At 69.7% G+C, this 21312-nt stretch carries 19 protein-coding genes; 7 read left to right on the top strand and 12 right to left on the bottom strand.

Going from position 1 to position 21312, the window contains the following annotated elements; all coding sequences use genetic code 11:
* Window positions 1–305: 305 nt before the first annotated feature.
* Window positions 306–1298 carry a GlxA family transcriptional regulator gene (locus OHA25_RS14845; RefSeq protein WP_327588146.1) on the bottom strand — a complete coding sequence of 331 codons (993 nt, stop codon included), beginning with the start codon at window positions 1296–1298 and terminating at the stop codon, window positions 306–308.
* 173 nt (window positions 1299–1471) lie between these two features.
* Here OHA25_RS14845 and OHA25_RS14840 point away from each other — a divergent pair, with 173 nt between their 5' ends.
* Window positions 1472–2053, top strand: coding sequence for an HD domain-containing protein (locus OHA25_RS14840; protein WP_327588145.1), 582 nt, complete (start codon window positions 1472–1474; stop codon window positions 2051–2053).
* Window positions 2054–2136: 83 nt separating this feature from the next.
* Here OHA25_RS14840 and OHA25_RS14835 read toward each other — a convergent pair whose 3' ends face one another.
* From OHA25_RS14835 to OHA25_RS14820, 4 genes are all read right to left on the bottom strand, one after another.
* Window positions 2137–2856, bottom strand: coding sequence for a TetR/AcrR family transcriptional regulator (locus tag OHA25_RS14835; protein ID WP_327588144.1), 720 nt, complete (start codon window positions 2854–2856; stop codon window positions 2137–2139).
* A 47-nt stretch (window positions 2857–2903) separates the two neighbouring features.
* Window positions 2904–4118: an FAD-dependent monooxygenase gene (locus OHA25_RS14830; protein ID WP_327588143.1), complete on the bottom strand. Its 1215-nt coding sequence runs from the start codon at window positions 4116–4118 to the stop codon at window positions 2904–2906.
* A 174-nt stretch (window positions 4119–4292) separates the two neighbouring features.
* Entirely contained in the window at window positions 4293–5351 is a 1059-nt protein-coding gene (locus OHA25_RS14825) for a hypothetical protein (protein ID WP_327588142.1), read from the bottom strand.
* A gap of 123 nt (window positions 5352–5474) precedes the next feature.
* The gene (locus OHA25_RS14820; protein WP_327588141.1) at window positions 5475–6995 is read right to left on the bottom strand and encodes an MFS transporter; all 1521 of its coding nucleotides are present in this window, start codon (window positions 6993–6995) and stop codon (window positions 5475–5477) included.
* A gap of 306 nt (window positions 6996–7301) precedes the next feature.
* Between OHA25_RS14820 and OHA25_RS14815 the strand changes: the two genes are divergently transcribed.
* On the top strand, window positions 7302–8195 hold the full coding sequence (locus OHA25_RS14815) for a hypothetical protein (RefSeq protein WP_327588140.1): 894 nt from the start codon (window positions 7302–7304) through the stop codon (window positions 8193–8195).
* 65 nt (window positions 8196–8260) lie between these two features.
* Here the strand turns inward: OHA25_RS14815 and OHA25_RS14810 are convergent, their stop codons facing one another.
* From OHA25_RS14810 to OHA25_RS14800, 3 genes are all read right to left on the bottom strand, one after another.
* Entirely contained in the window at window positions 8261–9220 is a 960-nt protein-coding gene (locus OHA25_RS14810; RefSeq protein WP_327588139.1) for an EamA family transporter, read from the bottom strand.
* A gap of 64 nt (window positions 9221–9284) precedes the next feature.
* Window positions 9285–10559: a serine/threonine-protein kinase gene (locus tag OHA25_RS14805; protein WP_327588138.1), complete on the bottom strand. Its 1275-nt coding sequence runs from the start codon at window positions 10557–10559 to the stop codon at window positions 9285–9287.
* Window positions 10560–10652: 93 nt separating this feature from the next.
* Window positions 10653–13154 (bottom strand): polysaccharide lyase family 8 super-sandwich domain-containing protein, encoded by a 2502-nt coding sequence (locus tag OHA25_RS14800; protein WP_327588137.1) that lies wholly within the window; start codon window positions 13152–13154, stop codon window positions 10653–10655.
* Between the two features lie 268 nt (window positions 13155–13422).
* Here OHA25_RS14800 and OHA25_RS14795 point away from each other — a divergent pair, with 268 nt between their 5' ends.
* A complete protein-coding gene (locus tag OHA25_RS14795; protein WP_327588136.1) occupies window positions 13423–14652 on the top strand; it encodes an MFS transporter in 1230 nt (409 codons plus the stop codon).
* A gap of 50 nt (window positions 14653–14702) precedes the next feature.
* Here OHA25_RS14795 and OHA25_RS14790 read toward each other — a convergent pair whose 3' ends face one another.
* Window positions 14703–15725 carry a hypothetical protein gene (locus OHA25_RS14790; RefSeq protein ID WP_327588135.1) on the bottom strand — a complete coding sequence of 341 codons (1023 nt, stop codon included), beginning with the start codon at window positions 15723–15725 and terminating at the stop codon, window positions 14703–14705.
* A gap of 393 nt (window positions 15726–16118) precedes the next feature.
* Between OHA25_RS14790 and OHA25_RS14785 the strand changes: the two genes are divergently transcribed.
* Window positions 16119–16844 (top strand): phytanoyl-CoA dioxygenase family protein, encoded by a 726-nt coding sequence (locus tag OHA25_RS14785; RefSeq protein ID WP_327588134.1) that lies wholly within the window; start codon window positions 16119–16121, stop codon window positions 16842–16844.
* 195 nt (window positions 16845–17039) lie between these two features.
* On the opposite strand, the gene OHA25_RS14780 is transcribed toward OHA25_RS14785, so the two are convergent.
* Window positions 17040–17177 (bottom strand): hypothetical protein, encoded by a 138-nt coding sequence (locus tag OHA25_RS14780; protein ID WP_327588133.1) that lies wholly within the window; start codon window positions 17175–17177, stop codon window positions 17040–17042.
* 93 nt (window positions 17178–17270) lie between these two features.
* Entirely contained in the window at window positions 17271–17825 is a 555-nt protein-coding gene (locus tag OHA25_RS14775; RefSeq protein ID WP_327588132.1) for a YceI family protein, read from the bottom strand.
* A 231-nt stretch (window positions 17826–18056) separates the two neighbouring features.
* Here OHA25_RS14775 and OHA25_RS14770 point away from each other — a divergent pair, with 231 nt between their 5' ends.
* The 3 genes from OHA25_RS14770 to OHA25_RS14760 all read left to right on the top strand — a co-directional run bounded on the left by OHA25_RS14770 (window position 18057) and on the right by OHA25_RS14760 (window position 20253).
* Window positions 18057–19172 carry a hypothetical protein gene (locus OHA25_RS14770; protein ID WP_327588131.1) on the top strand — a complete coding sequence of 372 codons (1116 nt, stop codon included), beginning with the start codon at window positions 18057–18059 and terminating at the stop codon, window positions 19170–19172.
* A 97-nt stretch (window positions 19173–19269) separates the two neighbouring features.
* Window positions 19270–19740, top strand: coding sequence for a PPOX class F420-dependent oxidoreductase (locus OHA25_RS14765; protein WP_327588130.1), 471 nt, complete (start codon window positions 19270–19272; stop codon window positions 19738–19740).
* Between the two features lie 72 nt (window positions 19741–19812).
* On the top strand, window positions 19813–20253 hold the full coding sequence (locus OHA25_RS14760) for an anthrone oxygenase family protein (RefSeq protein WP_327588129.1): 441 nt from the start codon (window positions 19813–19815) through the stop codon (window positions 20251–20253).
* 8 nt (window positions 20254–20261) lie between these two features.
* Here the strand turns inward: OHA25_RS14760 and OHA25_RS14755 are convergent, their stop codons facing one another.
* Window positions 20262–21305, bottom strand: a complete 1044-nt coding sequence (locus OHA25_RS14755) for a tartrate dehydrogenase (RefSeq protein WP_327588128.1) — start codon at window positions 21303–21305, stop codon at window positions 20262–20264.
* Between the last annotated feature and the right edge of the window lie 7 nt (window positions 21306–21312).

Here is a 21312-nt window from a genome sequence, read left to right as displayed (position 1 = left end):
ATGGCCCAACGACCGCTTTTTTGCTTTTCTGCTTGCTTTCTGCGGATTGCGACATCTGCAAGGATCCGCCGGGAGAAGGCTGGTGGCACATCTTCCACGCCAACTACTCCACCTTCCGCGCCGCCGGATTCTCGCCTTCAGGCCTCACCCTCGCCGTTGCTACCAGCGACCTCACCCTCTGGAGGCCGCCAACTCTCAACTTGCGGGCATGAGAACGGAGCTGGCCTCACCCGATCGTCCTCGGCGCCAGGCTCCCACCAACAGCTGACCGCTCAAACTTCGTTGTCACAACTCAAGGTTCGCTGTCACGGGACAGCGGGCGTGGTGAAACGCTGCCGATAGGCCGCCGGAGTGACGCCGAAGTGTTGCCTGAACACCCGGTGGAGCGTCTCGACCGAACCGAGACCGACCGAGTTCGCGATGGTCTTGAGCCCGTTGCCGGTGTGGAGGAGCTGCCGGGCCGCCGCGTTGACACGGACCGACTCGACGTACTGCGCAGGTGTCACTCCGAGCTGCTGGCGGAAGAGTCGGGAGAAGTGACGAACGCTGAGGCTGGTGCGGCGCGCGAGCGCTTCGTTGGAAAGATCCTCGGTGAGGTGGTCCGGGATCCACGCCTGCAGGCGCGCGATCCCGGCGTCGGCGGCCGTGGAGGGTGCGAGGAGCTCGCTGAACTGGCTCTGACCACCCGGCCGTCGCATATACATGACGAGCCACCGGGCGACTCTGCGGGCCAGCTCGGCATGGTGGTCGTCGGCGACCAGGGCAAGGGCCAGATCTATGCCCGTGGACACGCCCGCCGACGTCCAGATGTGCTCGTCGCGTACGAAGATGGCGTCTGGCTCGACGATCACCTCGGGATGATCGGCGGCGAGCTGTCGTGCCGTCGCCCAGTGGGTCGTCGCTCGTCGCCCGTCAAGCAAGCCCGCGGCGGCCAGCATGTGAGCCCCGGCGCAGACCGACGCGATCCGGGGCGTATCGCGAGCGGCGGGGGTCGCGAGCCATTCGACCAGGGACGGGGCCTGTAGCGCCTTCGCTTCAGTCGCACTGAGCTCTAGACCGCCGGGCACGATCAGTGTCCCGATCTCGCGAGCCAGCTCTGCCCAGGAGACATCGGCGGCGATGACAGTGCCCCCGGCGCAGCGGATGAGGCCGGGCGCCGGACCGGCGACCAGTGTCTCGTAGCCAGGCATGTCTTTGCTGACGAGGCGGTCGGCGGTGGAGAACACCTCGAGCGGTCCGGCGACGTCGAGCAGCTCGACGCCGTCGTACACGGCGATCACGACGAGGTGAGCAGTCATGCCACCAACTCTGCAGGATCACTGGGGTGTCCGCAATGACACGCACATGTCACATCCGGACTTGTCCGGCACTGAGGCGATGGCCGGATCTGACATATCTAGGTCCTTGCCGACATTCGTCATCCGGGCCAACGATGGTCTTCGTCCGCTTCCTGTGACACATGGAGCATCCGATGATCCCCTCAATTCCCTCGTCGCTCACGGCCCAGGCGGCCGCGGACCTCGCCGCCGAGGCCGCTCCCGCGTACCTGCTCAACCACAGCTACCGCACCTACCTCTTCGGCCGGTGCATCGTTGCCGAGCCCGAGGTCGACGAGGAGGTGGCCTTCGTCGCGGCGATGATCCACGATCTCGGTCTCACCGACGCCTACCAGGGCGAGAGCGACTTCGCGCGCTCCGGGGCCGACCTCGCGTGCCGCTTCCTTGACTCGCGGGGATGGGATCTGGACCGCATCCACCTGGTCGAAGAGGCGATCCTGCGGCACACCAACCTCGTCGCCGAGGAGGTGCCCGTGTACCGGCTGATCCAAGCGGGAGCCGCCGTGGACGTCGCCGGACTCGACTACGAAGAGCTCGTGCCGGACGATCTCGCCGGCATTTTGAAGGCCTACCCGCGTCTCGACTTCGTCTCGAGCATGCGCAGCCGCTTCCTCGAGGAGGCCCGCCGGCACCCGGAAGGGGCCTTCGCCCATCTCGAACGAGTCGTCACGCTCTCCGATCGATTCGGCACCAACCCGATCGACGGACCAGGCTGACGAGAGGCCTGGTCAAGAAGGCCCGTGCCGAGCACCATCACCAGAACTCAGGCGGAGACCCAGTGGCCGGATTCTGTGATCGCTTATTGGGGGGCGACCTGGCTGCGGTCGATGAGGTCCAGCATCGCCTCCTGGATCTCGCGCAGGACGACGAGGGTCTCCTCGGCGGCTGCGGCGATCGCCGGCTCGCTGGGGGCGACGGGGGGTTCGAGGAGCTGGGCCACGGTGTCGGCGAGGACCTGGTCAGGGTCGTCGACGCCGAGGGCCGCGGCGGCCGGGTCGGACAGGGCGGCGCCGAACCCGGTGAGCACGGCGTGCACGGTGTAGATCAGGTCGGGCAGGGGACGGTCATGGCGGATCAGGCCGTGGCGGTGCAGGATCGGCAGGCCCGTCTCGCACAGCGCGCTGGGTGTGGTGCGGGCGAACAGCTCGCGGTCGCCGGTCTGCTGGGTGAGCAGTCGCAGCAGGTCGGTGTCGCCGCTTTGCGCGCGGCGTGCGAGAGGGAGGTGCTGCCCGGTGCGGATCAGCAGCGGGGCCAGGCGGTGCGGCAGCACGGTGGCGGGGTCGGCGGTGAGGCGGGTGATGATCTCATCCAGGAAGGTGAGCAGTTCGCGGGCGAACAGCCCGAGGATGAGATCCTCCTTGGCGGGCCAGTAAAGGTAGACGGTGCCCTTGCCGACCCCCGCCGCGCGGGCGATCTCGCTGACGGTGACCTTGCGCACGCCGTGGTCGAGCACCAGCTCGCGTGCGCTGTCCAGGATGCGGGCGGCTTTGCGCGAGTGGCGCTCGATCAGCTGGCTCACCTGGGCTGTCCTCTTCTTTCGTGCTGGGGCCGGGTCACACCGTCGGGTCACACGGCGGCGACGTCGAAGGTTTTGTTCTTCATGTCCGCGCCGTTCATCATCCTGCCCATGGTCTTTCCGATGACCGGTGCGTGCATGAGGCGGAGCATTGCGCTGCGCATGATCTGCTCCTTGCGGTCGTGGGGCGTGAAGAGCCTGCGCATGAACAGTGCGCTGTCCTGCTCGGTGTGGATGAACGGCCGCATCCGGGCCTCCCAGGACCGTAGCGCACCGGGCAGGTCGCCAGGGTGGCGCTGCAGCATGGTGCCCAGCAGCTCGCCGCCGGCCATGCCGCTCGAGGCGCCCATGCCCGCGTACAGGGTGACGCACCAGGCGGCGTCGCCGACCAGGACGACCCGGCCGCGGTGCCAGCGCGGCATCTTGACCTGGTGTACGGAGTCGAACAGGTGGTCCGGCGCCTGCTCGAACGCCGTGAACAGGTTCTCCAGCAGGGCTCCGGGCGGCTGCGGGCCGAAGGCGGCGCGGATGGACTCGATCGGCGGGCGGGTGAACTCGGCGTCGATGTCGTCGGTGCGGTAGGAGAACAGCAGGCCCGGAGTGTGGTCGGAGAAGGGGAAGATCCATGCCGAGCGTCCCGGCTCGGCCATGACCAGGCCCTGATCCTGGCGAAAGCCCTCGATCGGCTTGTCCAGGACGGTGGCGCCGATCATGTAGTTCAGCGGATGCAGATGATCCTCGGGGCCGAAGGCCAGCCGGCGCACGGTGGAGCGCATCCCGTCGGCGCCCACCACCAGGTCGAAGCGCTCGGTGACGGTGGCGCCGGAGGCGGTGTCGTGCAGGGTGACCTCGGCTGCGGAGTCGTCCTGGGTGATGTGGGTGGGCACGGTGGAGTAGCGGATCTCCACATCGTCCGGGAGGGCGGAGAACAGTGCCTGCTCGATGTCGCCGCGCAGCACCAGCCGGGGTTTGCCGGGAAGGTTGGCCGGGCTCATGCCGGGGCTGCGGCGCCCGGCCCGGTTCACCTCGAAGGCGGCGAGCTGCGGGCTGCTGCGGTCGGGGATCGCCTCCAGCACGCCCAGCCGTCGTGCGGAGGCGATGCCGGTGCCGAACAGCATGATGAAGTAGCCGCTTGAGCGGCGTGCGGCTGCTCTCTCCACCAGCACCGGCTCCCAGCCGACCTGCCGTAGCCGTAGCGCGGTGGCGATGCCCGCGATCCCAAGCCCGACCACCAGCGCACGGCCATGCCTGACTGCGTCCTTCATGACGGCTCCCTCCCTGTCGTGTCGCGACCACTCTAGCCAACGAACTGACCAAATTGGTCCTATCGGTCAGTCGCTATCAAGCCTGTGCTCCGTTCCTCGGTGTGGTATCCCCTTTCACCAAAAGCCGGGATTCGAGTTCTCGGCCAGGTGCCACACCATCGGGCTCGGATCAGCTCACCTGTCCGACAACCGGCGGGCCTCATCGGCCCACGCGGCGAGGAACATCATGGCGGTGCCGCGTTCCCGGAAGAGACGGGCCGCGTCGACGGACGCCTGGCCACCGTACGCCCGGGGCTGCCGGTCGACGCGCTGCAGCATCCATGGGACCAGCCAGTCGTACTTGACCGCCGAGGCGCAGACGGCGAGCCGGACCTGGCGCTCGTCTCCACGCCAGCCGGCCTCGCGCAGCCCGCGGAGGTAGCCGCCGAACACGGCCGCGTCCAGGTCAGGCAGCCGCGCAGCCGGCAGGTAGAGGTCGAAGACGCTGTCGGGAATGTAATTGCCGATGTCCTCGCCCAGCGCGCCGTCACCGGCGAACGCCCAGTCGAGGAGCACGCTCTGGCCGTCCGCGTCGATCGCGTTGCTGGGCCACAAGTCGAGGTGGCACAGTGCGCGGGGAAGCGATTCCATGACCGTCAGGAACCACTCCCGGTCGCGGTGCAGCCGCAGCAACTCGGCGCGCAGGCTGGGCGGGAAGTTCTCGCGGATCAGGGGATGCCGCCAAGCGTCGTCGTCCTCCAGCAGTTCGTACGGCACGCGCTTGGAGTCGATGTAGTCCCGCAGGAACGACCGGCTCGTCCAGGGCCGATCCGCTGGCCCGGCGCTGCCCTGGGCCATGCCCACTTGGTAGCCGAGATGGCCGTGTCGATCAATCTCCCATGACGTGGCCGGTTGTCCGGTCACGTCCTCGAGCCACAGCGCCAGGTCGCCGTCCTCCCGTTCGATCAGCTTCAGCAGCCGGGGGGCGCGCACGCCGGTGCCGGACCACAGCGCCGGCAGGTCGTCAGCGTAGACATCGGCTTCCCTGCGCCAATAGTTCCAGTGCAGCGGGTCTGAGGAGGATTCCCACCCGTCGTGAGCGTTCTTCCGCCTGGTCAGCACCTTGAGGATGGCCGAGCGGTCCTGCGTTTGAACCCGCCATATCCCTGCGGTCACGCCGTTCATCGCATTGTGCGTCAACGATTCCACTGTGGCGTCAGAGGCGCCGAGCACCTGAGCGATCTCTTCTCTCACGCCGCGACCCTAGCCCGCGGTCGCGCAACGGCGGCTGGAGGCCCAACAACAAGATCACCGACGCGGCGATGAAGCCCGGTCGGCGATCTTGGGTACGCGTGGTTATGGGGTGCCGGATGGTGTTCAGTGGCCGGCGGTGACGAGGGGCTGATCGGTTTCCGCGGCAGTTTCCGCGGCAGTTTCCGCGGCAGTTTCCGCGGCAGTTTCCGCGGCAGGGGCGGGCTTGCGTCCGCGCAGCAGGAGCAGGGCCAGGACGGCGGCGCCGAGCACGCCTGCGGCAGCGCCGACGAAGGTGGCCGACATCGCCGCGTTGTACGCCTCCCGGGCGGCCGCGGCCAAGGCCGGGTCGGTCACGGCGACGGCGATGGAGCGGCGCGCCGCCTCGGGTGCGCCGGCAGGCATGGCCGCGGTGTAGCTGCTGGTGGCGATGCTGCCCAGGAGGGCCACGCCGAGGGCGGCGCCGGCCTGCTGAATGGTGTCGTTGAGTGCGGAGCCGACGCCGGCCTGCTCGGTGGGGATGGCTCCCATGAGCGCGGCGATCGCGGTGGGCATGGCCAGGCCGCCGCCGGCGCCGAGGACGAACTGGGCGATGGCCAGCGTCACGAAGCTGTCGGACGAGACGGCCAGGACGCCGAACCCGGCTGCCATCACCACCATGCCGAGCACGGCGGTGGCGCGGTTGCCGAGCTTGGCGCCGAGTCCGGCGCCGATGCCGTTGAAGAGCAGGGAGGCGATGGCCATCGGGATGAACGCCAGCCCGGCCTCGGTGGGCGTGTAGCCGAGCACGAACTGCAGGTACTGGGTGAGCACCAGCAGCAGACCGCCGTTGCCGACCTGGACCAGGGTGAGGGAGAGGCTGCCGCCGGCGAAGTCGCGGTCCCGGAAAAGCTTGAGCGGGACCATCGGGTGCGCCGTGCGCAGCTCCCAGATCAGGAACGCGGTCAGCGCGACGACCGCGATGATCAGCGAGGTCCAGGAGATGCCGTGGGCGAGCTCGTTGATCGTCCACACCAGCGCGGACATGCCGATCATCGACAGGATCGCACCCAGCGGGTCGGGCTTGGCCCAGGGGCCTTTGGACTCGGGCATCAGCACCAGGGCGGCGAGGATGGCCAGCGCCGCGATCGGCACGTTGATCCAGAAGACCGACTCCCAGCCGAACGAGGCGATCAGCGCGCCGCCCAGCACCGGGCCGCCGACCAGGCCGAGCATGGCGACCGCACCCCAGCCGGCCATCGCCTTGCGCCGCTCGCCCTCGTCGGTGAAGACGGTGATGAGGATCGACAGGGTGCTGGGCATCACCAGCGCGCCACCGACGCCCATCGCCACCCGGGCCGCGATCAACAGGCCGGCGCTGGTGGCCATGGTCGCCGCCAGGGACGCGGCCCCGAACAGCAGCAAACCGATGATCATCACTCGGCGGCGGCCGTACCGGTCGGACAGCGAGCCGGCGGTCAGCAGCAGGCCGGCGAAGACCAGCATGTAGGACTCCAGGATCCACTGGATGTCCTGCGCGCTCGCGCCCAGGTCGGCGGCCAGCGGCGGCACCGCGACCGTCAGCGCCATGTTGTCGACGACCAGCACCAGCGTGCTGAGGCACAACACGATGAGGATCAGCCAGCGGCGAGGGTGTCTCGCGTCCATGGGGGCAACTCCTTGTGAACGTCGTTCTTGCGATGCGAACACTGTACTCAGAGATGAATGGCGTACGCAAGAGTGGATGGTGGTGGCCTGTCGGGAGCTCGTGCACGTCGCCGCGGACATCCAAAACGGCGATGCAGGCGTCATTCAGGATGAAGCCGTGTGAAAGCACGAAGACCCCGGCAACCGTGAAGTTGCCGGGGTCTTCGAGTTGCCGGGACGCCGCGCGCACGGAGCCGGGGCAGGCCTCCGCGGCTCAACCGGCTGGCGCCAGAGTGAACTGCGCCCCATCGCCCTTATGATCACCGGGTGCATTTATCGAGGATCGCGCCGACCGTGCTCCTGATCACCCTGACGGCCGGGTGCGGCGGACAGAGCGCGATGGCGGCGCGGACGCCCGCTGAGGCGGTGGCCCAGCAGGCGAAGGGCTCGACCGGAGTGAAGGTCACCAAGCTCGTCCGTCTGGACTACGGCAAAGCGATACCCACCCCTCCGGCGGACGACGACGACATCGTACTGGTCAACATCGGCGAATACAGCGAGAGCCGGACCACCGGAATCCTGCGGCTCGGTGCGGCTGCCTCCGATCTGACCACGACCTATTACCGAACCAACATCCCCGAAGATCTGAAGGACGTCATCCCGGATGATCTGTCCTCTATGACGACCAGGGCGATCTCGATCGGCGACTCCGGCACCTACGAGCAGCGAGCCGACCGGAGGGACGTTCCCGCCGGCAAGACCTGGCTTCACCACAGCGGGCCCAAATGCGGGATGGCGGCGCGCCTCCTCGGGGCACTCGACGCACGTGCAGTCCTGTCACCCAAGGTGCTGCAGAAGCTTGCGGCCCCTGCTCCCTCCTCCGGCGGGATCATCGACGCGGTCGCCACCGTCGTACATTCCGGGAGTGCCGCGCAGGCGGAATTCAGCATCCTGGCCCCAGGCGACGACCCCGTTATGGCAGCACAGCTGCTGAAGCAGTCCCGCTCGGCACAGGTCTCGTGGCAGTTGTGGGTCGGGCCGGACCAGCTTCCCCGCCGGGTCCGTCTCATCACGGCCGATCCTCTGGCCGAGGAAGGCGTACCCAGGACAGCCGAGGCCGAGATCGACTTCACCGGCTGGGGAAGCGACGTGTCCATCGCGCCCCCGCCGAAGGACCAGGTACATGAGACCGGAAGCTGCCTCGACCCAGAGCCGCAGTGAATACCCACTGCAGTGCCACATCACCTGGGCACGGGGCATGCCGAGCAAGGCGGTAACGAGAGTGGTCACCGGCGATCCTGGCGGGGGCCGTCCGGGAGCGGTTTCGGGCCGGCCAGTTGCACCAGCACCGCGCCAGTGAGCAACATCACCGCCCCGGCCAGCTGCGTCAGGCCGAGCGCCTGGCCGAGGAGCAGCCAGGCCAGCACGGCGGCGACCAGCGGCTCCACCAACGCCAGTACGCTGGCCAGTGCCGAAGGCAGATCACGCAGTGCCCGCAGCCCGGCCAGGTAGGGCAGCACGGTGCCGACCACGGCCAGCACCAGCAGCACCAACCACGCCGGGGCCCGCAGGCCGCCGAGTGCCGAGGGGGCGGTGAGCAGGCCGGCGGGCAGCGTCCACGGCGGGCTGACCGCCGCCACCACCACCGCGCCGATCGCCAGCCCGGCCGCGGTCAGCCCGAACGAATCGTGCCTGCTCGCGCCGTGCTCGCCGAGCAGGAAGTATCCGGCTGAGCAGATCGCCGCGGCCAGTCCGGCGGCGACGCCGAGCAGGTCCAGCCGGGCGTCCTGCCAGATCTCCGCGACCAGGGCCAGTCCGGCCACGGCGAGCCCGATGCCCAGCCACACCCGCCCGGGCAGCCGGGTGCGCCGGACCACCCGCACCCACAGTGCGACCAGCGCGGGCGCCAGGTTGACCAGCACCATCGCCACCCCGACCGGAACCCTGGCCACGGCCAGGAAGAAGAACAGCTGCACCCCGGCGACGCCGAGCAGGCCGTAGCTGAGGAGCAGCCACAGGTCGGCGCGGCGGAACCGCAGTGCCTGCGGCCGCAGCACCGCGACCACCGGCGCCAGCAGTACGGCGGCCAGCGAGATCCGCACCGAGGTCACCGCGGCCGGGGACCAGCCCGCCGTCATCACCGCCTTGGCCAGGGGGCCTGAACTCGCGAACAGCACCCACGAGCTCAGGCTCAGCGCGGTCGCCCAGGCCCGGCCCGGCGCCCGCGCGGTCTCCAGTACGGCCACGCCTGCAGTGTTCCTGCAGGATCACCATCCTGACCAACGATTTTTCCGGAGGCCGGACTCCACGTCACGACCGCTCGACCGTAAAGGTGCTGCAGCCTCCGCCCACGATGGTCCCCTTGATGGCAGAGGGGCGGTCCTCGGTGAGGGTCGCGCGGAGGTCGACCATGACGTACTTGCCCGGCCGGTCGATCCAGCGCTCGCCGTTCAACTCCAAGGCCCGCTCGGTCAGCCGGCCCCTCATGGCGAAGGAACCGGACGGTACGCCGGGATTGCTCGGGTCGGCCTCGAAGGCGAAAACGGCCTCGATCTCGCCCGGCGACGTCTGTTTGATGGTGAGCTCCAGCGCGGTCTTGCCTTGGTTGCACACGTAGCTGCCGGTCCACCGGCCGGCCACCGAGGCGCGCTCGGGTGCCGGAGTCGTGACGACGGCGCTGGGGGTGGCGACCGCGACCGGGTCCTGTTGCGGCCACTTGACCAGGAACACCGCAGCGGCGCCGATCGCCGCGAGCAAGATCACGATTCCGGCGGACAGCCCGATCACCAGGCCGGTCGAGCTCTTCGATGAGGCCGGCCCGCCCTGCCCGGCTCCGTGCAGGGACGCCAGCACCTCCTGCGCGGTCGGCCGGTATTCAGGCCGCTTGGCCAGGCACCGGTCCAGGATGGGCTGGAGCGGCGGGGGCAGCCGCGACAGGTCCGCCGGGTTGTACAGCACCCGATGGGACACGGCCGGAACGCCGTCCTCACCGAACGCGGGCACCCCGGTCGCGGCGTAGATCATCGTCACGGCCCAGGAGAACAGGTCGGACGCCTGCCCGGCCGGATGACCTGCCACCTGCTCCGGCGACAGGTAGGCCGGCACGACCGCCGGATCCGGCCACCGCGCGATTCCGACATCGATCACTTTCGGCCCTTCGGGGCCGAGCAGCACGCTGGCGGGCTTGAAGTCCAGGTGGGCGATGCCCGCCCGGTGAATCGCCGCCAGCGCGGCCATCGTGCTGGTCGCCAGCCAGTGCAGCTGGCCCGCGTCGCGTGGGCCTTCCCTGCGGATCCACTCCGCCAGGGATACGCCCTGCACGTATTCGCTGACCACGTAGAGCCGGTCACCGTACATCCCGGTCGTCAGCACCCGCGCACTGGTCGGCTCCGTGACCTGCTGCGCCGCGGCCACCGCGCGCTGCGTGTCGGCATCACCCGCGGGCAGCAGCTTGATCGCCACATGACCGCTCGCCGAGTGGCCCAGGTAGACGACCGACTGGCTCCCCCGGCCCAGCACGCCGACGAGCGCGTACTCGCCCAGGTGCGCGGGATCCGCCTCCGTTAACGCTTGCACCCCGTCCATATGGATTCCGACCATAACGACGTACGCCCCTCGCGTGAAGAGCGCCCCGGCAGGACTCCCGCCATACGGTCGGGCACACGCCCCAGGGGCGGTTCAGCGGAGGGTGGCGGTGAAGGTGCGGCCGTGGGCGTGGCGGGTCGTCGCCTGGATCAGGGTGCCTCCGGGCACGCGCCGTACCGTCACCCCCTCGTCGGCCTGGTCGAGGCGGAGGGACGCGCCGTGCAGGACGACCGTGACGCGGTCGCGTTTCATCGTGGGATCGGACAGGGCGACGACCGTACGACCGCCGGACGACTGGACGATGACCGAGGCGGGGCCGTCGATGAGCAGGCGGTCGGCGTGGCGGGGGCCGTCGGTGAAGACGTTGGCGGCGATGATGCCGAGGGTCTTGTGCTGGATGGCTTGGACGTGCCGGTTGTTGGCCAGGACCGTCAGCGGGCCGTTCGCGTAGCCGCGCAGGCGGGTGTCGGTCGCGTTCGGGACCAGGGCGTAGGCGAGGGCGGGTACGTCGCCGGTGGCGGGGTGGGTGATCGAGGCGGTGAAGACGTTCTTGGTCACGCTGGTGTCGGGGTTGGAGGTGCGGACGACTCTGCGGCTGCGGGTCACCGTCTCCAGCCCGGCCGTGACGGGCTGGCGGGTGAGGAAGGCGTAGCCGATGGCGGTGCGGCGGGTGCCGTTCGCGTAGCGGAGCCAGCGCGGCGGCGTGGTGTCGCCTGCCTGCCAGGGCCCGCCGTCCCAGCCCGCGCCGGTGAGCTCGATCGTGTCCCCGGGGGCGGCGATGCGACTGTCCACGGTGGTCACGGCCTCACGGCCGCTCTGTCCCGAGATGCCGGCGGCCAGCACCACGATCTCGTCGTCGAGCATGAACCAGGACTTGGTGGCGCGGGCGTTCTGGTAGGCGACGAAGTCGTCGGGCAGGGTGCCCGCCTGCTTGGCGGTGTAGGCGGCGTCGTCCGACTGGACCATGCCGGCCGCGCCGTACGCGCCGAGCGTCGCGCCGCCGGAGAAGGCGTTCCCGGCGCGGGGGAAGTACACGTAAGTGTTCTGGGACTCCGAGGAAGAGGTGAAGTTGAGCGGGTGACCTGGGTTCTCGTACCAGAACCGGCCGTAGAGGTCGGGCACCGTCCGTCGTTCCTCCACGGGCGCGGTGATCCCGGCCAGCCGGTACGGCGAGACGGTCGTGTAGTAGTCGACGCCGAACACCTCGCGCTGGTCCTCCCCGGCGAGGTAGAGGTAGTAGGCGCCGTCGCCCTGGAACCAGGGCATGAGGTTCTCGCCGTTCATGTACTCGTACTTGCTGATGCGGTCCGAGCTCCGTGCCAGGGCGAAGGCGTAGCCGGGGCGGCGGTGGACGGTTCGGTCCATGGCGTTGTACGCCAGGCAGCGCTCGGGCGGATTGAGGTCGGCGGCCGGGATCGCGGAGTCGGTGCGGATGGCCGCATAACGGGCGATGCTGACCGGGGAGACGAAGGCGGCCGGGTCGGCGGCCGGCAGGAACTTGACGTACTTCCTCAGGGCGAGGGCGGCCCCGTCCTCGACGTGGTCGGCCAGGTCGGCGATGGCCTCCACGATCACTCCGACGTCGGCGTAGCCGGTGGTGGTGCGGGAGACCGCCCGCCCCTTGACGATCTCCATCATCCAGCCCTCGAAGATGAGCGGGGCGAAGCCGTCGGTGATCCAGCGGTGCACGACGCCGGGCAGGTCGTCGGAGGCGCCGCCGCCCGTCGCGCCCTCGAGCGTCTTGAGGGTCTGCACGACGCGGGTCAGCAGGGCGCGGCCGTAGGAGCCGGTGTAGGCGACCGAGTGGTGCTGGATGAAGGAGCCGTCGCGGTAGTAGCCGTCGGTGACGCCGTGCTGGAGGTTGTACGGGTCGATCGTGGCGAACACGGTGGCCTGGTCGGTGATGGCCTTGCCGACGCGGGCGTCGTCGCCGGTGAGCGCGCCCTGGAGGATCCGGTTGCCGGTGATGTCGGCCAGGTTCGCCCCGGTGTGGAAGCGTGAGTCGAGGTTGACGTCGCCGTCCTTGCCGTTGCGCAGGTAGGCGTCCATCGAGGTGATGTACGTCGCCACCAGGTCGGGGCGTTCCTCCCGCACCCGTTCGGCCAGCAGGGCCAGCGTCCTGCTCACGTGGGCGGGGATGGCGATCTCCCAGTTGTGCCAGTTGCCGTAGTAGCCCTTCGACTGGTCGCCGAAGTAGCGCTCGTGCAACCACTGCAGGCCGTCGACGACCCGCCGCTGGGCAGTGGTGTCGTCGTTGAGCTCCCCGCCCGGGGTGCGGGTCGCCAGCGCGATCTCGTACAGATATTGGTACGCCAGTCGCAGGTTGACGTCGTCGGTGCCGAGCTTCAGGCCGGCGAACAGCTCGCCGTCGCCCGCCTGGTCCATGGCGGTCAGCCGCTGCCTGGCCGTCCTGGCGATCGCCGCCAGCTTGCCGGCGACCTCGGGGCGGGCATTGACGTCCGGGGTTCCCGCGAAGATCGCCACGGTGTTGGCGAGCAGCCGCGCATGGTCGATCCCGGCCGCGGCGCGGGAAGGAGAGGCTACGGCGAGCAGGCCGGCGGCGGGGAGCAGGGAGAGAACCTGGCGACGAGACATGTGCGGCACGACGGGCTCCAGGCCGTTGCGAGGGTGGGCCGCGCTTACCCTACATGATCTACTTTTGCCCGCCCAGGCCTCGCAGGGCGGCAGTACGGTTGAAGGGCGGCAGCGCGGTCGAGCGGTCGCCTGCCGGGGGCGCGGCGGCGGAAAAATGAGCGGCGTCGGGCGGATAGGGAAAGATAACCTTCCCTGCGTGAGCTCTCCCGTATCGGCGCGCACCGATCATCCCAGGCCGGACCGCCCCGCGCCGTGCGGGCCGTGACCGATGGAGACTGACACGCGGCCGGCGGCCCGCTCGTTGTGGCGGGACCGTGACTTCCTGATCTTCTGGTGCGCGCAGACGCTGTCGGTGGCGGGCGACTCGTTCGCGCTCATCGCGGTGCCCCTCCTCATCCTCAACGTCACCGGCTCCGTCGCCCAGATGGGTCTGCTCACCGGCGTCTCCGGGGCGGCGTCGGTGGCGGCCGGGGTGTTCGCGGGGGTGCTCGCCGACCGGTTCGACCGGCGTCGGCTGCTCATCGCCTGCGACCTCGTCCGGCTCGTCCTGTACGTGACGATCCCGGTGGTCTGGCTGTTCGGTCAGCACATCTGGCTCCTGTACACAGTGCTGCCGATGGCCGCGGCCGTGGGCATGGTCTTCCAGGTCACGTACGTGTCTGCGGTGCGCGGCCTGGCCGGCGAGCAACGGGTCACCGAGGCCAACGGCATGCTGTACGCCACCGCCGCCGCGGCGGGCATCCTCGGCCCCACCCTCGCCGGGGTGGTGAGCGGCCACCTCGGCCCGACCGCCGCGATCGCCATCAACGCGGCCAGCTTCGGGCTGTCCGCGTTCGGCGTCCTGCTGACCCGCTCCTCCCGGTACGCCGTCGAGCCCGCTCCCAAGGGACGGCCATGGCGGGAGCTGCTGGCCGGCGCGGAGTTCCTGTTCCGGCAGCCGGTGCTGCGGACCATGACCATTTTGCTGACGTTCTTCATCTTCATGACGCTCGGGCTGACGGACATCGTGATCTACCGGCTCAAGCACGACCTCGGCCAGGCGGACTCCGTGGTGGGTATCGTGCTGGGCGTCGGGGCGGCCGGCACGATGGTCGGCTCGATGCTGGTGGCCCGGATGCGGCGGATCCTCGGGTTCGGACCGCTGTGGATCGGGGCGGGGATCGTGTCGGGGCTGGCCATTCTCGGCCTCGGGCTCGCCGGCTCGGTGTGGGGTGTGGCCGCCATCATGGCCCTCTACCTCGCGTGCGTCAGCTTGGCGGGGATCTGCTCCATGTCGCTGCGCCAGCAGGTGACACCCGCTCATCTGCTGGGCCGGGTGACGTCGGCCTTCTGGACGATCCACTTCTCACTCGGGCCGGTGGGCGCGGCCGCACTCGGCTGGGCCGCCGCGCGCTACGGCGCGACCGCGGTTTTCTTCTTCGCCGGAGCGTCCTGCCTGCTGCTGGCTCTGATCGCGCTGGCCACGCCCGTACGGCAGCGCTACCCCGAGCGCGCGTGATCTTCCGGTCAGGTTGCCCGGCGTCTGCTTGGGCGTGACGACGTCGCCGGCTACTCCGGTTTGACGTCCAGGCGCCAGATCATGCCGTTGGTGAACGGCATTTCCTCAGCCTCGGTGTGGTCCTCACCGACCGCCCACACCGACGCCGACCCGGGACGCCGGGCGAGGCCCGCCACCGAACGGCCGCCGAACGGTCCGCGGGTGATCGGGTACGTCTTCCACTTCCCGCCCGTGAAGCGGCCCAGGCCGCCGGAGACGGTGATCCACAGGCCGCCCGCGCCGTCGAAGACGATGCTCCCGCCGACGGTGAAGCGTTCGGGCATGACCTTGAGCAGCCACCGGCCCCCGCCCCACCTCATCAGCACCGGCCGGGTGCACATGGTCTCTACCCCGCACACCCAGTGCATCGAGCCCAGCACCCACACCTCGCCCTGCTCGCCCACCGCGAGGTCGAGCACCCTCGTCTCCCCCTGCTTGGCCCCGTAGAGGCGAGGGATCTGCGGGCGAGGGAGCAGGCTCCAGCGGCGATCGCTCCAGCGGGCCAGCGCCACCCGCCCGTCCTTGTCTCCCGCGATCCACACCTGACCCGACGCGGTCCCCGCCAGGGCGTGGGCGCGGACGCCGAAAGGTGGCCGCTGGGCCCGCCAGCGCTCGCCGTTCCAGTGGTGCAGCGCGTCGTACGTGGTCGCCCAGACATCGTCACGGCCGAACACCGCGGCCCCCGACACCTGGGCGTTGTCGAGCACGGACAGCGTCCACGACGTGCCGTCCCAGCGGGCCGCGCAGCCGGCGGGGTCGCTGCTCGCCACGGTCGCGGGGCAGTGGCCGAACACCCACAGGCCCCCGTCGCTGGAGGCTGCGACCTGCTGCGGTTCCACCACCTGGTCGAGTTCCGGCAGCTCCTGCCAGCGCTCGCCGTCCCACCGAAGCGCGTACGACAGCTGGCTGATCGGACCGCAAGGGTTGTTGTCCTGCCTGGGGAATTGGCGGTCCCCCACGGCGTAGACCGTGCCATCGCGCAGTGCGGCCACGCCGAGGAAGCGGTCGCGGTAAGGGTAGGTGTTGTAGTGCACGAGGCGCACCCCTTCCCCGGATGGAAGCGGCGGCGGGGTGGGCGGCAGAGTGGAGCTCGGATCGAGGTGGCAGCGGCGTCCCGGCGAGGTCTTCCCCGAGCCGGGGGACGCTTTCGCCTGCGGCCTCGGCGTCGGGTGCGCTGCGCCGGAACCGGTCACGAGCGAGCATCCGGCCGCCAAGAGGGCCGCCGCCATGCCTGAGACCGCCCGCCCTAAGGGCGTCGTATTCCGGCGCATGGGAGGCATCCTGCCATCACGCCGCTCCGATGTGCAGAAGGTGCCTCAAGGGGTCCCCTATCCGATGGCGGCGGTGGATAATCGCAAGCTTCCGCAGGGATCGGCCTTTCCCCGGCGTACGGAAAACCGGTGGACCGCGTCGATACGGTGGCTCGTATGGGTGTCGTGGACATTGATCGGTTTGTTGCCGAAGGGTTCGTCAAGCTGGAGGCCGCCGTGCCCCGTGAGGTCGGGGACGCGGCGAGGGCGCTGGTGTGGCAGCAGATCGGCCTGTCGCCCGACGAGCCCTCCGGCTGGCAGCAGCCCGTCGTGTGGGCCTCCGACCTGACCGGCCAGGGCCCCTTCGGGGAGCTCGTCCGCAGCCCGCGACTGCATCAGGCGCTGGATGAGGTGGCCGGGCCCGGCGGGTGGGTGCCGCGCGGGTCGATCGGCAACATGCCGATCCGCTTCCCCCGCGTGGCGCCGGCCGACGATCGGGGCTGGCACATCGACGCCTCCGTGGCCAGGCCCGACGGCTCATGGGCCGTGTCGGGGCGGCCGGAGACGATGTTGTTGCTCACGTTGCTGTCGGACGTGGGTGACGACGACGCGCCGACCCGCATCCGGGTGGGCTCACATCGTGACGCCGAGCGGGCGCTGGGCGAGCGGGTGCTCGACCCGTTCGAGGCCGGGCCGCTGCTGGATGCGGCCTCCAAGGACCGGCCGGTCGCGTACGCGACCGGGCAGCCGGGTGACATCTACCTCGTGCACCCGCTGACCGTGCATGCGGCCGACGAGCACCGCGGAACGCGGCCGCGTTTCATGGCCCAGGGGCCGGTGTTCCTGACCGCGCCGGTCGAGCCGGGCGAGGGCACCGCCCTGGCGCGCGCCGTACTGGCCTGATCGGGCACGTAGCCCGATAGCGGCGGTCGTGGGCCGCGCTAGGGAGCCTGCCGCCGCGCATGAGCGTGACCAGTCCGTGCAGGCCACGCCAGTAGACCTCGGGGAGCAGGCCCAGGTCGTCGTCGCCGGCATGCGGGCGAAGGGTCTCACTCAGCTCGCCGAAGCCGGACTGAGCCGCCCAACCGGCGCCCTGCTTCACCCTTCTGGGCCCTCGTCGGCGCGGTGGACGCGGGTCCAGGTGGCGCCGCACCGGCAGTGGTATTCCTCGACCAGCTCACCGGCTTCGGTGACCGCCAGGCCGTTGTTGACGCGGACGTGGATGTGATCGCTCATGGGGGCTTCCTTCGGGGATCGGCGGGGACGCCCAGCGCGCTGCGCACCGAGTTAGGCATTTGCGCAGGTCACAGGGGTATGCCCAGCGTACCGTCACTGCTTCGCGACGAGGCCGAGGTCGAACTCCACCTGGACGTCGTCACTGAGCTTGAGTGCGCCGAGCAACGCCGAGTACGGCTTGATCCCCCATCGGGACTGCTCGATGACCGCCGAGCCGTGTACGCGCCCCCCGGTCACCGACCCCTGCACGATCACGGGCCGGGTGACGCCGACGAGGGTGAGATCGCCCTCGAGGCGGAACGACTCCTCGGTTCCCTCGACCCGCGTCGACCGGAAGGTGATCGCCGGGTGGCGATCGGTGTGCAGGATCTTCTCCCGGATGATTCTCTCGATCTCGCTGCGATCGGAGCTCGTCAGCGGCTTGAGGCCGCCGGTTCCTTCACGGACTTCGATCGAGCCGGCGTCGACCTCGACAGCCACCGACGAGTGGACCGGGGCGGTGGTGTCGATCGTGGCGTCGGCGCGCCAGCGGGTGACCTCGAGAGTGAGGTCGTGGCCTGCCTTCGCGCCCAGCCCGGTACGGGTCGTCTTGACGAGGAGCCGGCCGGAGTCGGGTCCCAACGTGTAGCTACCAGCGGTAATGCTCACCTTTCCAGGCTAACGACTATGTCGGAGAGCCTGCCGTTGGGTGGCGCCAGACCGTCTCGGGTTGCCCAGTCGGCGGCTCGCGTCGCTCCGCATGTAAAAAGTTTTGCACATTTCCCGACAAACCCGCTGATCAGCGACCCGCAGGACCGTCAAACACCCTCCGGAATTACGGCGGATCAAGCATCCTGAGCATGGGCATCACGCTCCCCCATCTCTTCATAAGGAGCCCGCGTGACCCGGTACGCCGTCGACCAAGTCCGCAACGCGCTCATCGCCTCCTGGAGCACCGGCATCGGCGACGTCGCCACCACCGTGGCCGAGCTTCCCCCAGGACCGGACGCGCTCCGCCTCGCCACCTGCCTGACCGAGCTGTCGCAGGCCTGCTGGCGCTCCTACACCCACCCGGCCAGTGCCGCCGACCAGCATGGACCCAATAGCATCGGCTGGCACCGCCAGCAAGAGCGCGATGCCTTCACCGCTGTCGTACCAGCTCTGACCAGGCCTCAGCGGCCGGTCAACGGCGCCCCCTCGGCCACCCGGGTCGAAGAGATCGCCCACCGCGCCGGCCGCAGTCTGCAGGCGCTCAACGCGCCCCGTCTGACGGCGCGCATCACCACCGAGGTCACCGCCGAGCTGGCCGCCATCGAACAAGCCGAACTCGGCAACCTGAGGTCACGGGCCCAGCAGGCCGTTGTCCTCAGCCGCGAGGACGCCTCACCGCTCCACGTCGCCCATGCCGATACCGTCCTCCAGCGGCATCCCTTCGGCGCCGAGGAGCTGTTCACGCAGGTCGAGCCCACAGCGGCCGCCATCGCCGCCGCTCACTGGCTCCACGCCGCGACCGTCACCACCGCCGGCCAGACCCGCCTCCACCCTGCGCAGATCATCACGGAGGTCGATCGCGTCAAGGCCCTCGCGCATGACAGCCTCGCCGAAATCGTCGGCGCGATGAACGCGGGCTCCTCTCCCTGGCAGGTGGTCATGCCGATGATCCGCAGCGCCCTGCACGTGGCCGAAGGGCACTTTCGTGGCGTGGCCGAGGCCAAGCAGCGCATTTCCGCAGCCGAAGACCTCATCGTCAGGGCCCACGACAACCACCCCGAGCTCGGCCTCAGCCTCGATTCGGTCTATCTGTCGATCAGCCCGATCAATCCCGCCCGCCCGGCCCTCGACCTGCTGGAGAACCTGCTGTCGGGGATCCGCAGTTGCTGGGTGCTCTACACGCAATATGCGGACACCTTCAGCGGCAGAGAGGCGGACGTTGATCCGCCGCAACATCGCCACACCGAAGCGTTCATCGCCGACGTCCGGCAGGCCGCGGCGGCTCGCCGCGACCAGCTGCTCTAGCGCCCCTGGGATGCCGGCCGCGCCGCCGGATCCTCTGGTCGGTGGCTCGCTCGATAGGGTCGTGAGCTGACCTGATTTGATCGAGAGGCACACCCAGATGGCTCCGAACATCGCGACCGCGCGCCGCGTCGAACTGCCCGAACTCCTCGAGTTCCTCCGCCTCAGGCACCATGGCCTGCTGTCGACCACCCGCACGGATGGGCGGCCGCAGTTGTCGCCGGTCTCCTGCGGAGTCGACGACGGCGGCCGGATCGTGGTCTCCACCTATCCCGACCGTGCCAAGGCACGCAACGCCCGCCGGGACGACCGGGTGTCGATCTGCGTGTTGTCCGACGACTGGAACGGCCCGTACGTCCAGGTGGACGGGCACGCTGAGGTGCTCGACATGCCCGAGGCCCTTGACGGGCTCGTCGAGTACTACCGCTGCATCGCCGGCGAGCACCCGGACTGGGATGAATACCGCGAGGCCATGCGGCGCCAGGACAAGTCGCTGATCCGCATCCACATCGACCGCTGGGGCCCGATCGCGACCGGCGGTTTCCCGGCGCGTCTGGTGTCCCAGGACTGAGTAGACGCTTGCGTATGCGGGTGAGCGGGCTGGGCATGGACCGTCTCACCCACTGGGCATCACCATATGAGCATGTTGATACTCGCTCTGGTCACCCTCGTCTTACACGGCGCCCTCGCCGGACTCTTCTACACCTTCTCGATGTCCGTGATGCCGGGCCTGAACGCCATCGCACCCGCCCAGGCCGAGGAGGCGATGCGGAGCATCAATCGGAAAATCCTCAACCCGTGGCTCTACATCCCGTTCCTCGGCTCGCCGCTCGCGGCGCTGGCGGCCGGGCTCCTCGCGGGCGCTCCGGCCGCGGTGTGGTTCTTCGCGGCCGCCGCGGTGGGCTTCGTCGGCTCGTTCCTGGTCACGGTGGCGATCAACGTGCCGATGAACAACGCCGTCAACGCCGGCACGATGGCGTGGAAGGACTACTCGCGGCGGTGGACGGCCTGGAACACGCTGCGGGCCGTGGCGTCCTTCATCAGCCTCGTCCTGGTCGGAATCGGCCTGGCAGGCGGCCTCTAGCGTTCGGCTCAGCAGAGCTCCAGCACCGCGCGGGTGAACTCCTCGGTGCTCGCCGTGCCACCGAGGTCGCGCGTACGGACCTCGCCCTTGGCCAGGACTGCCGCGATGGCCGTCACCACCTCCTCGGCCGCCTCGGGATGCCCGAGGTGCTCCAGCATCATGGCGGCCGACCAGATGGCGCCGATCGGGTTGGCCACGCCACGGCCGGCGATGTCCGGCGCCGAGCCGTGCACGGGCTCGAACATCGACGGGAAGTCCCGCTCGGGGTTGACGTTGGCGGACGGGGCGATCCCGATGCTGCCCGCGACCGCGGCGGCCAGATCGCTGAGGATGTCGCCGAACAGGTTCGAGCCGACGATCACGTCGAACCGCGCCGGCTCCAGGACCAGCTTGGCGCAGAGCGCGTCGATGTGCTCCTGGTCCCAGCGCACGTCCGGATGGCCGGCCGCGCGTTCCCTGACCAACTCGTCCCAGAACGGCATCGTGTGCACGATGCCGTTGGACTTGGTGGCGGAGGTTAGGTAGCCCTTGCGGCGGCCGGCGAGGGTGAAGGCGTAGTCCAGCACGCGGGTCACGCCCGCGCGGGTGAACACGGCTTCCTGGACCGCCATCTCCTCGGGGAAGCCGCGGTTCATCCGGCCGCCGATCTCGCTGTATTCGCCTTCGGTGTTCTCCCTGACGATCACCAGGTCGACCGCCGCGCGCACGGGGCTGTCGAGGCCCTGGAAGAGGCGGACCGGCCTGAGGTTCACGTATTGGCGGAAAGCGCGGCGGATCGGGATGAGCAGACCCCAGAGCGAGACGTGGTCGGGCACGCCGGGGGCGCCGACCGCGCCGAGGAAGATGGCGTCGTGGCCGCGCAGCTGTCGCAGGCCGTCGGGGGGCATCATGGTGCCCTCGCGCCGATGGCGTTCGCACGACCAGTCGTACTCGGTGAACCGGAAGCCGAAGCCGTGACGCCGGCCCACCGCCTGCGCCACTTCCAGGGCCGCCGGGGTGACCTCGAGGCCGATGCCGTCGCCCGGAATGACCGCGATGTGATGCGTCGTCATGCTGTCG

It is taken from the genome of Nonomuraea sp. NBC_00507, from assembly GCF_036013525.1.
Classification (GTDB): Bacteria; Actinomycetota; Actinomycetes; order Streptosporangiales; family Streptosporangiaceae; genus Nonomuraea.
The sequence above is the reverse complement of the archived record's forward strand: the minus strand, read 5'-3'. Positions and strand labels throughout refer to the sequence as shown.

Bases quoted from the DNA above. Each gene is read 5' to 3' on its own strand.
- OHA25_RS14845 (WP_327588146.1), bottom strand. From the start codon at position 1,298: ATGACTGCTCACCTCGTCGTGATCGCCGTGTACGACGGCGTCGAGCTG.
- OHA25_RS14840 (WP_327588145.1), top strand. From the start codon at position 1,472: ATGATCCCCTCAATTCCCTCGTCGCTCACGGCCCAGGCGGCCGCGGAC.
- OHA25_RS14830 (WP_327588143.1), bottom strand. From the start codon at position 4,118: ATGAAGGACGCAGTCAGGCATGGCCGTGCGCTGGTGGTCGGGCTTGGG.
- OHA25_RS14820 (WP_327588141.1), bottom strand. From the start codon at position 6,995: ATGGACGCGAGACACCCTCGCCGCTGGCTGATCCTCATCGTGTTGTGC.
- OHA25_RS14805 (WP_327588138.1), bottom strand. From the start codon at position 10,559: ATGGACGGGGTGCAAGCGTTAACGGAGGCGGATCCCGCGCACCTGGGC.
- OHA25_RS14800 (WP_327588137.1), bottom strand. From the start codon at position 13,154: ATGTCTCGTCGCCAGGTTCTCTCCCTGCTCCCCGCCGCCGGCCTGCTC.
- OHA25_RS14795 (WP_327588136.1), top strand. From the start codon at position 13,423: ATGGAGACTGACACGCGGCCGGCGGCCCGCTCGTTGTGGCGGGACCGT.
- OHA25_RS14785 (WP_327588134.1), top strand. From the start codon at position 16,119: ATGGGTGTCGTGGACATTGATCGGTTTGTTGCCGAAGGGTTCGTCAAG.
- OHA25_RS14780 (WP_327588133.1), bottom strand. From the start codon at position 17,177: ATGAGCGATCACATCCACGTCCGCGTCAACAACGGCCTGGCGGTCACC.
- OHA25_RS14765 (WP_327588130.1), top strand. From the start codon at position 19,270: ATGGCTCCGAACATCGCGACCGCGCGCCGCGTCGAACTGCCCGAACTC.
- OHA25_RS14760 (WP_327588129.1), top strand. From the start codon at position 19,813: ATGTTGATACTCGCTCTGGTCACCCTCGTCTTACACGGCGCCCTCGCC.
- OHA25_RS14755 (WP_327588128.1), bottom strand. From the start codon at position 21,305: ATGACGACGCATCACATCGCGGTCATTCCGGGCGACGGCATCGGCCTC.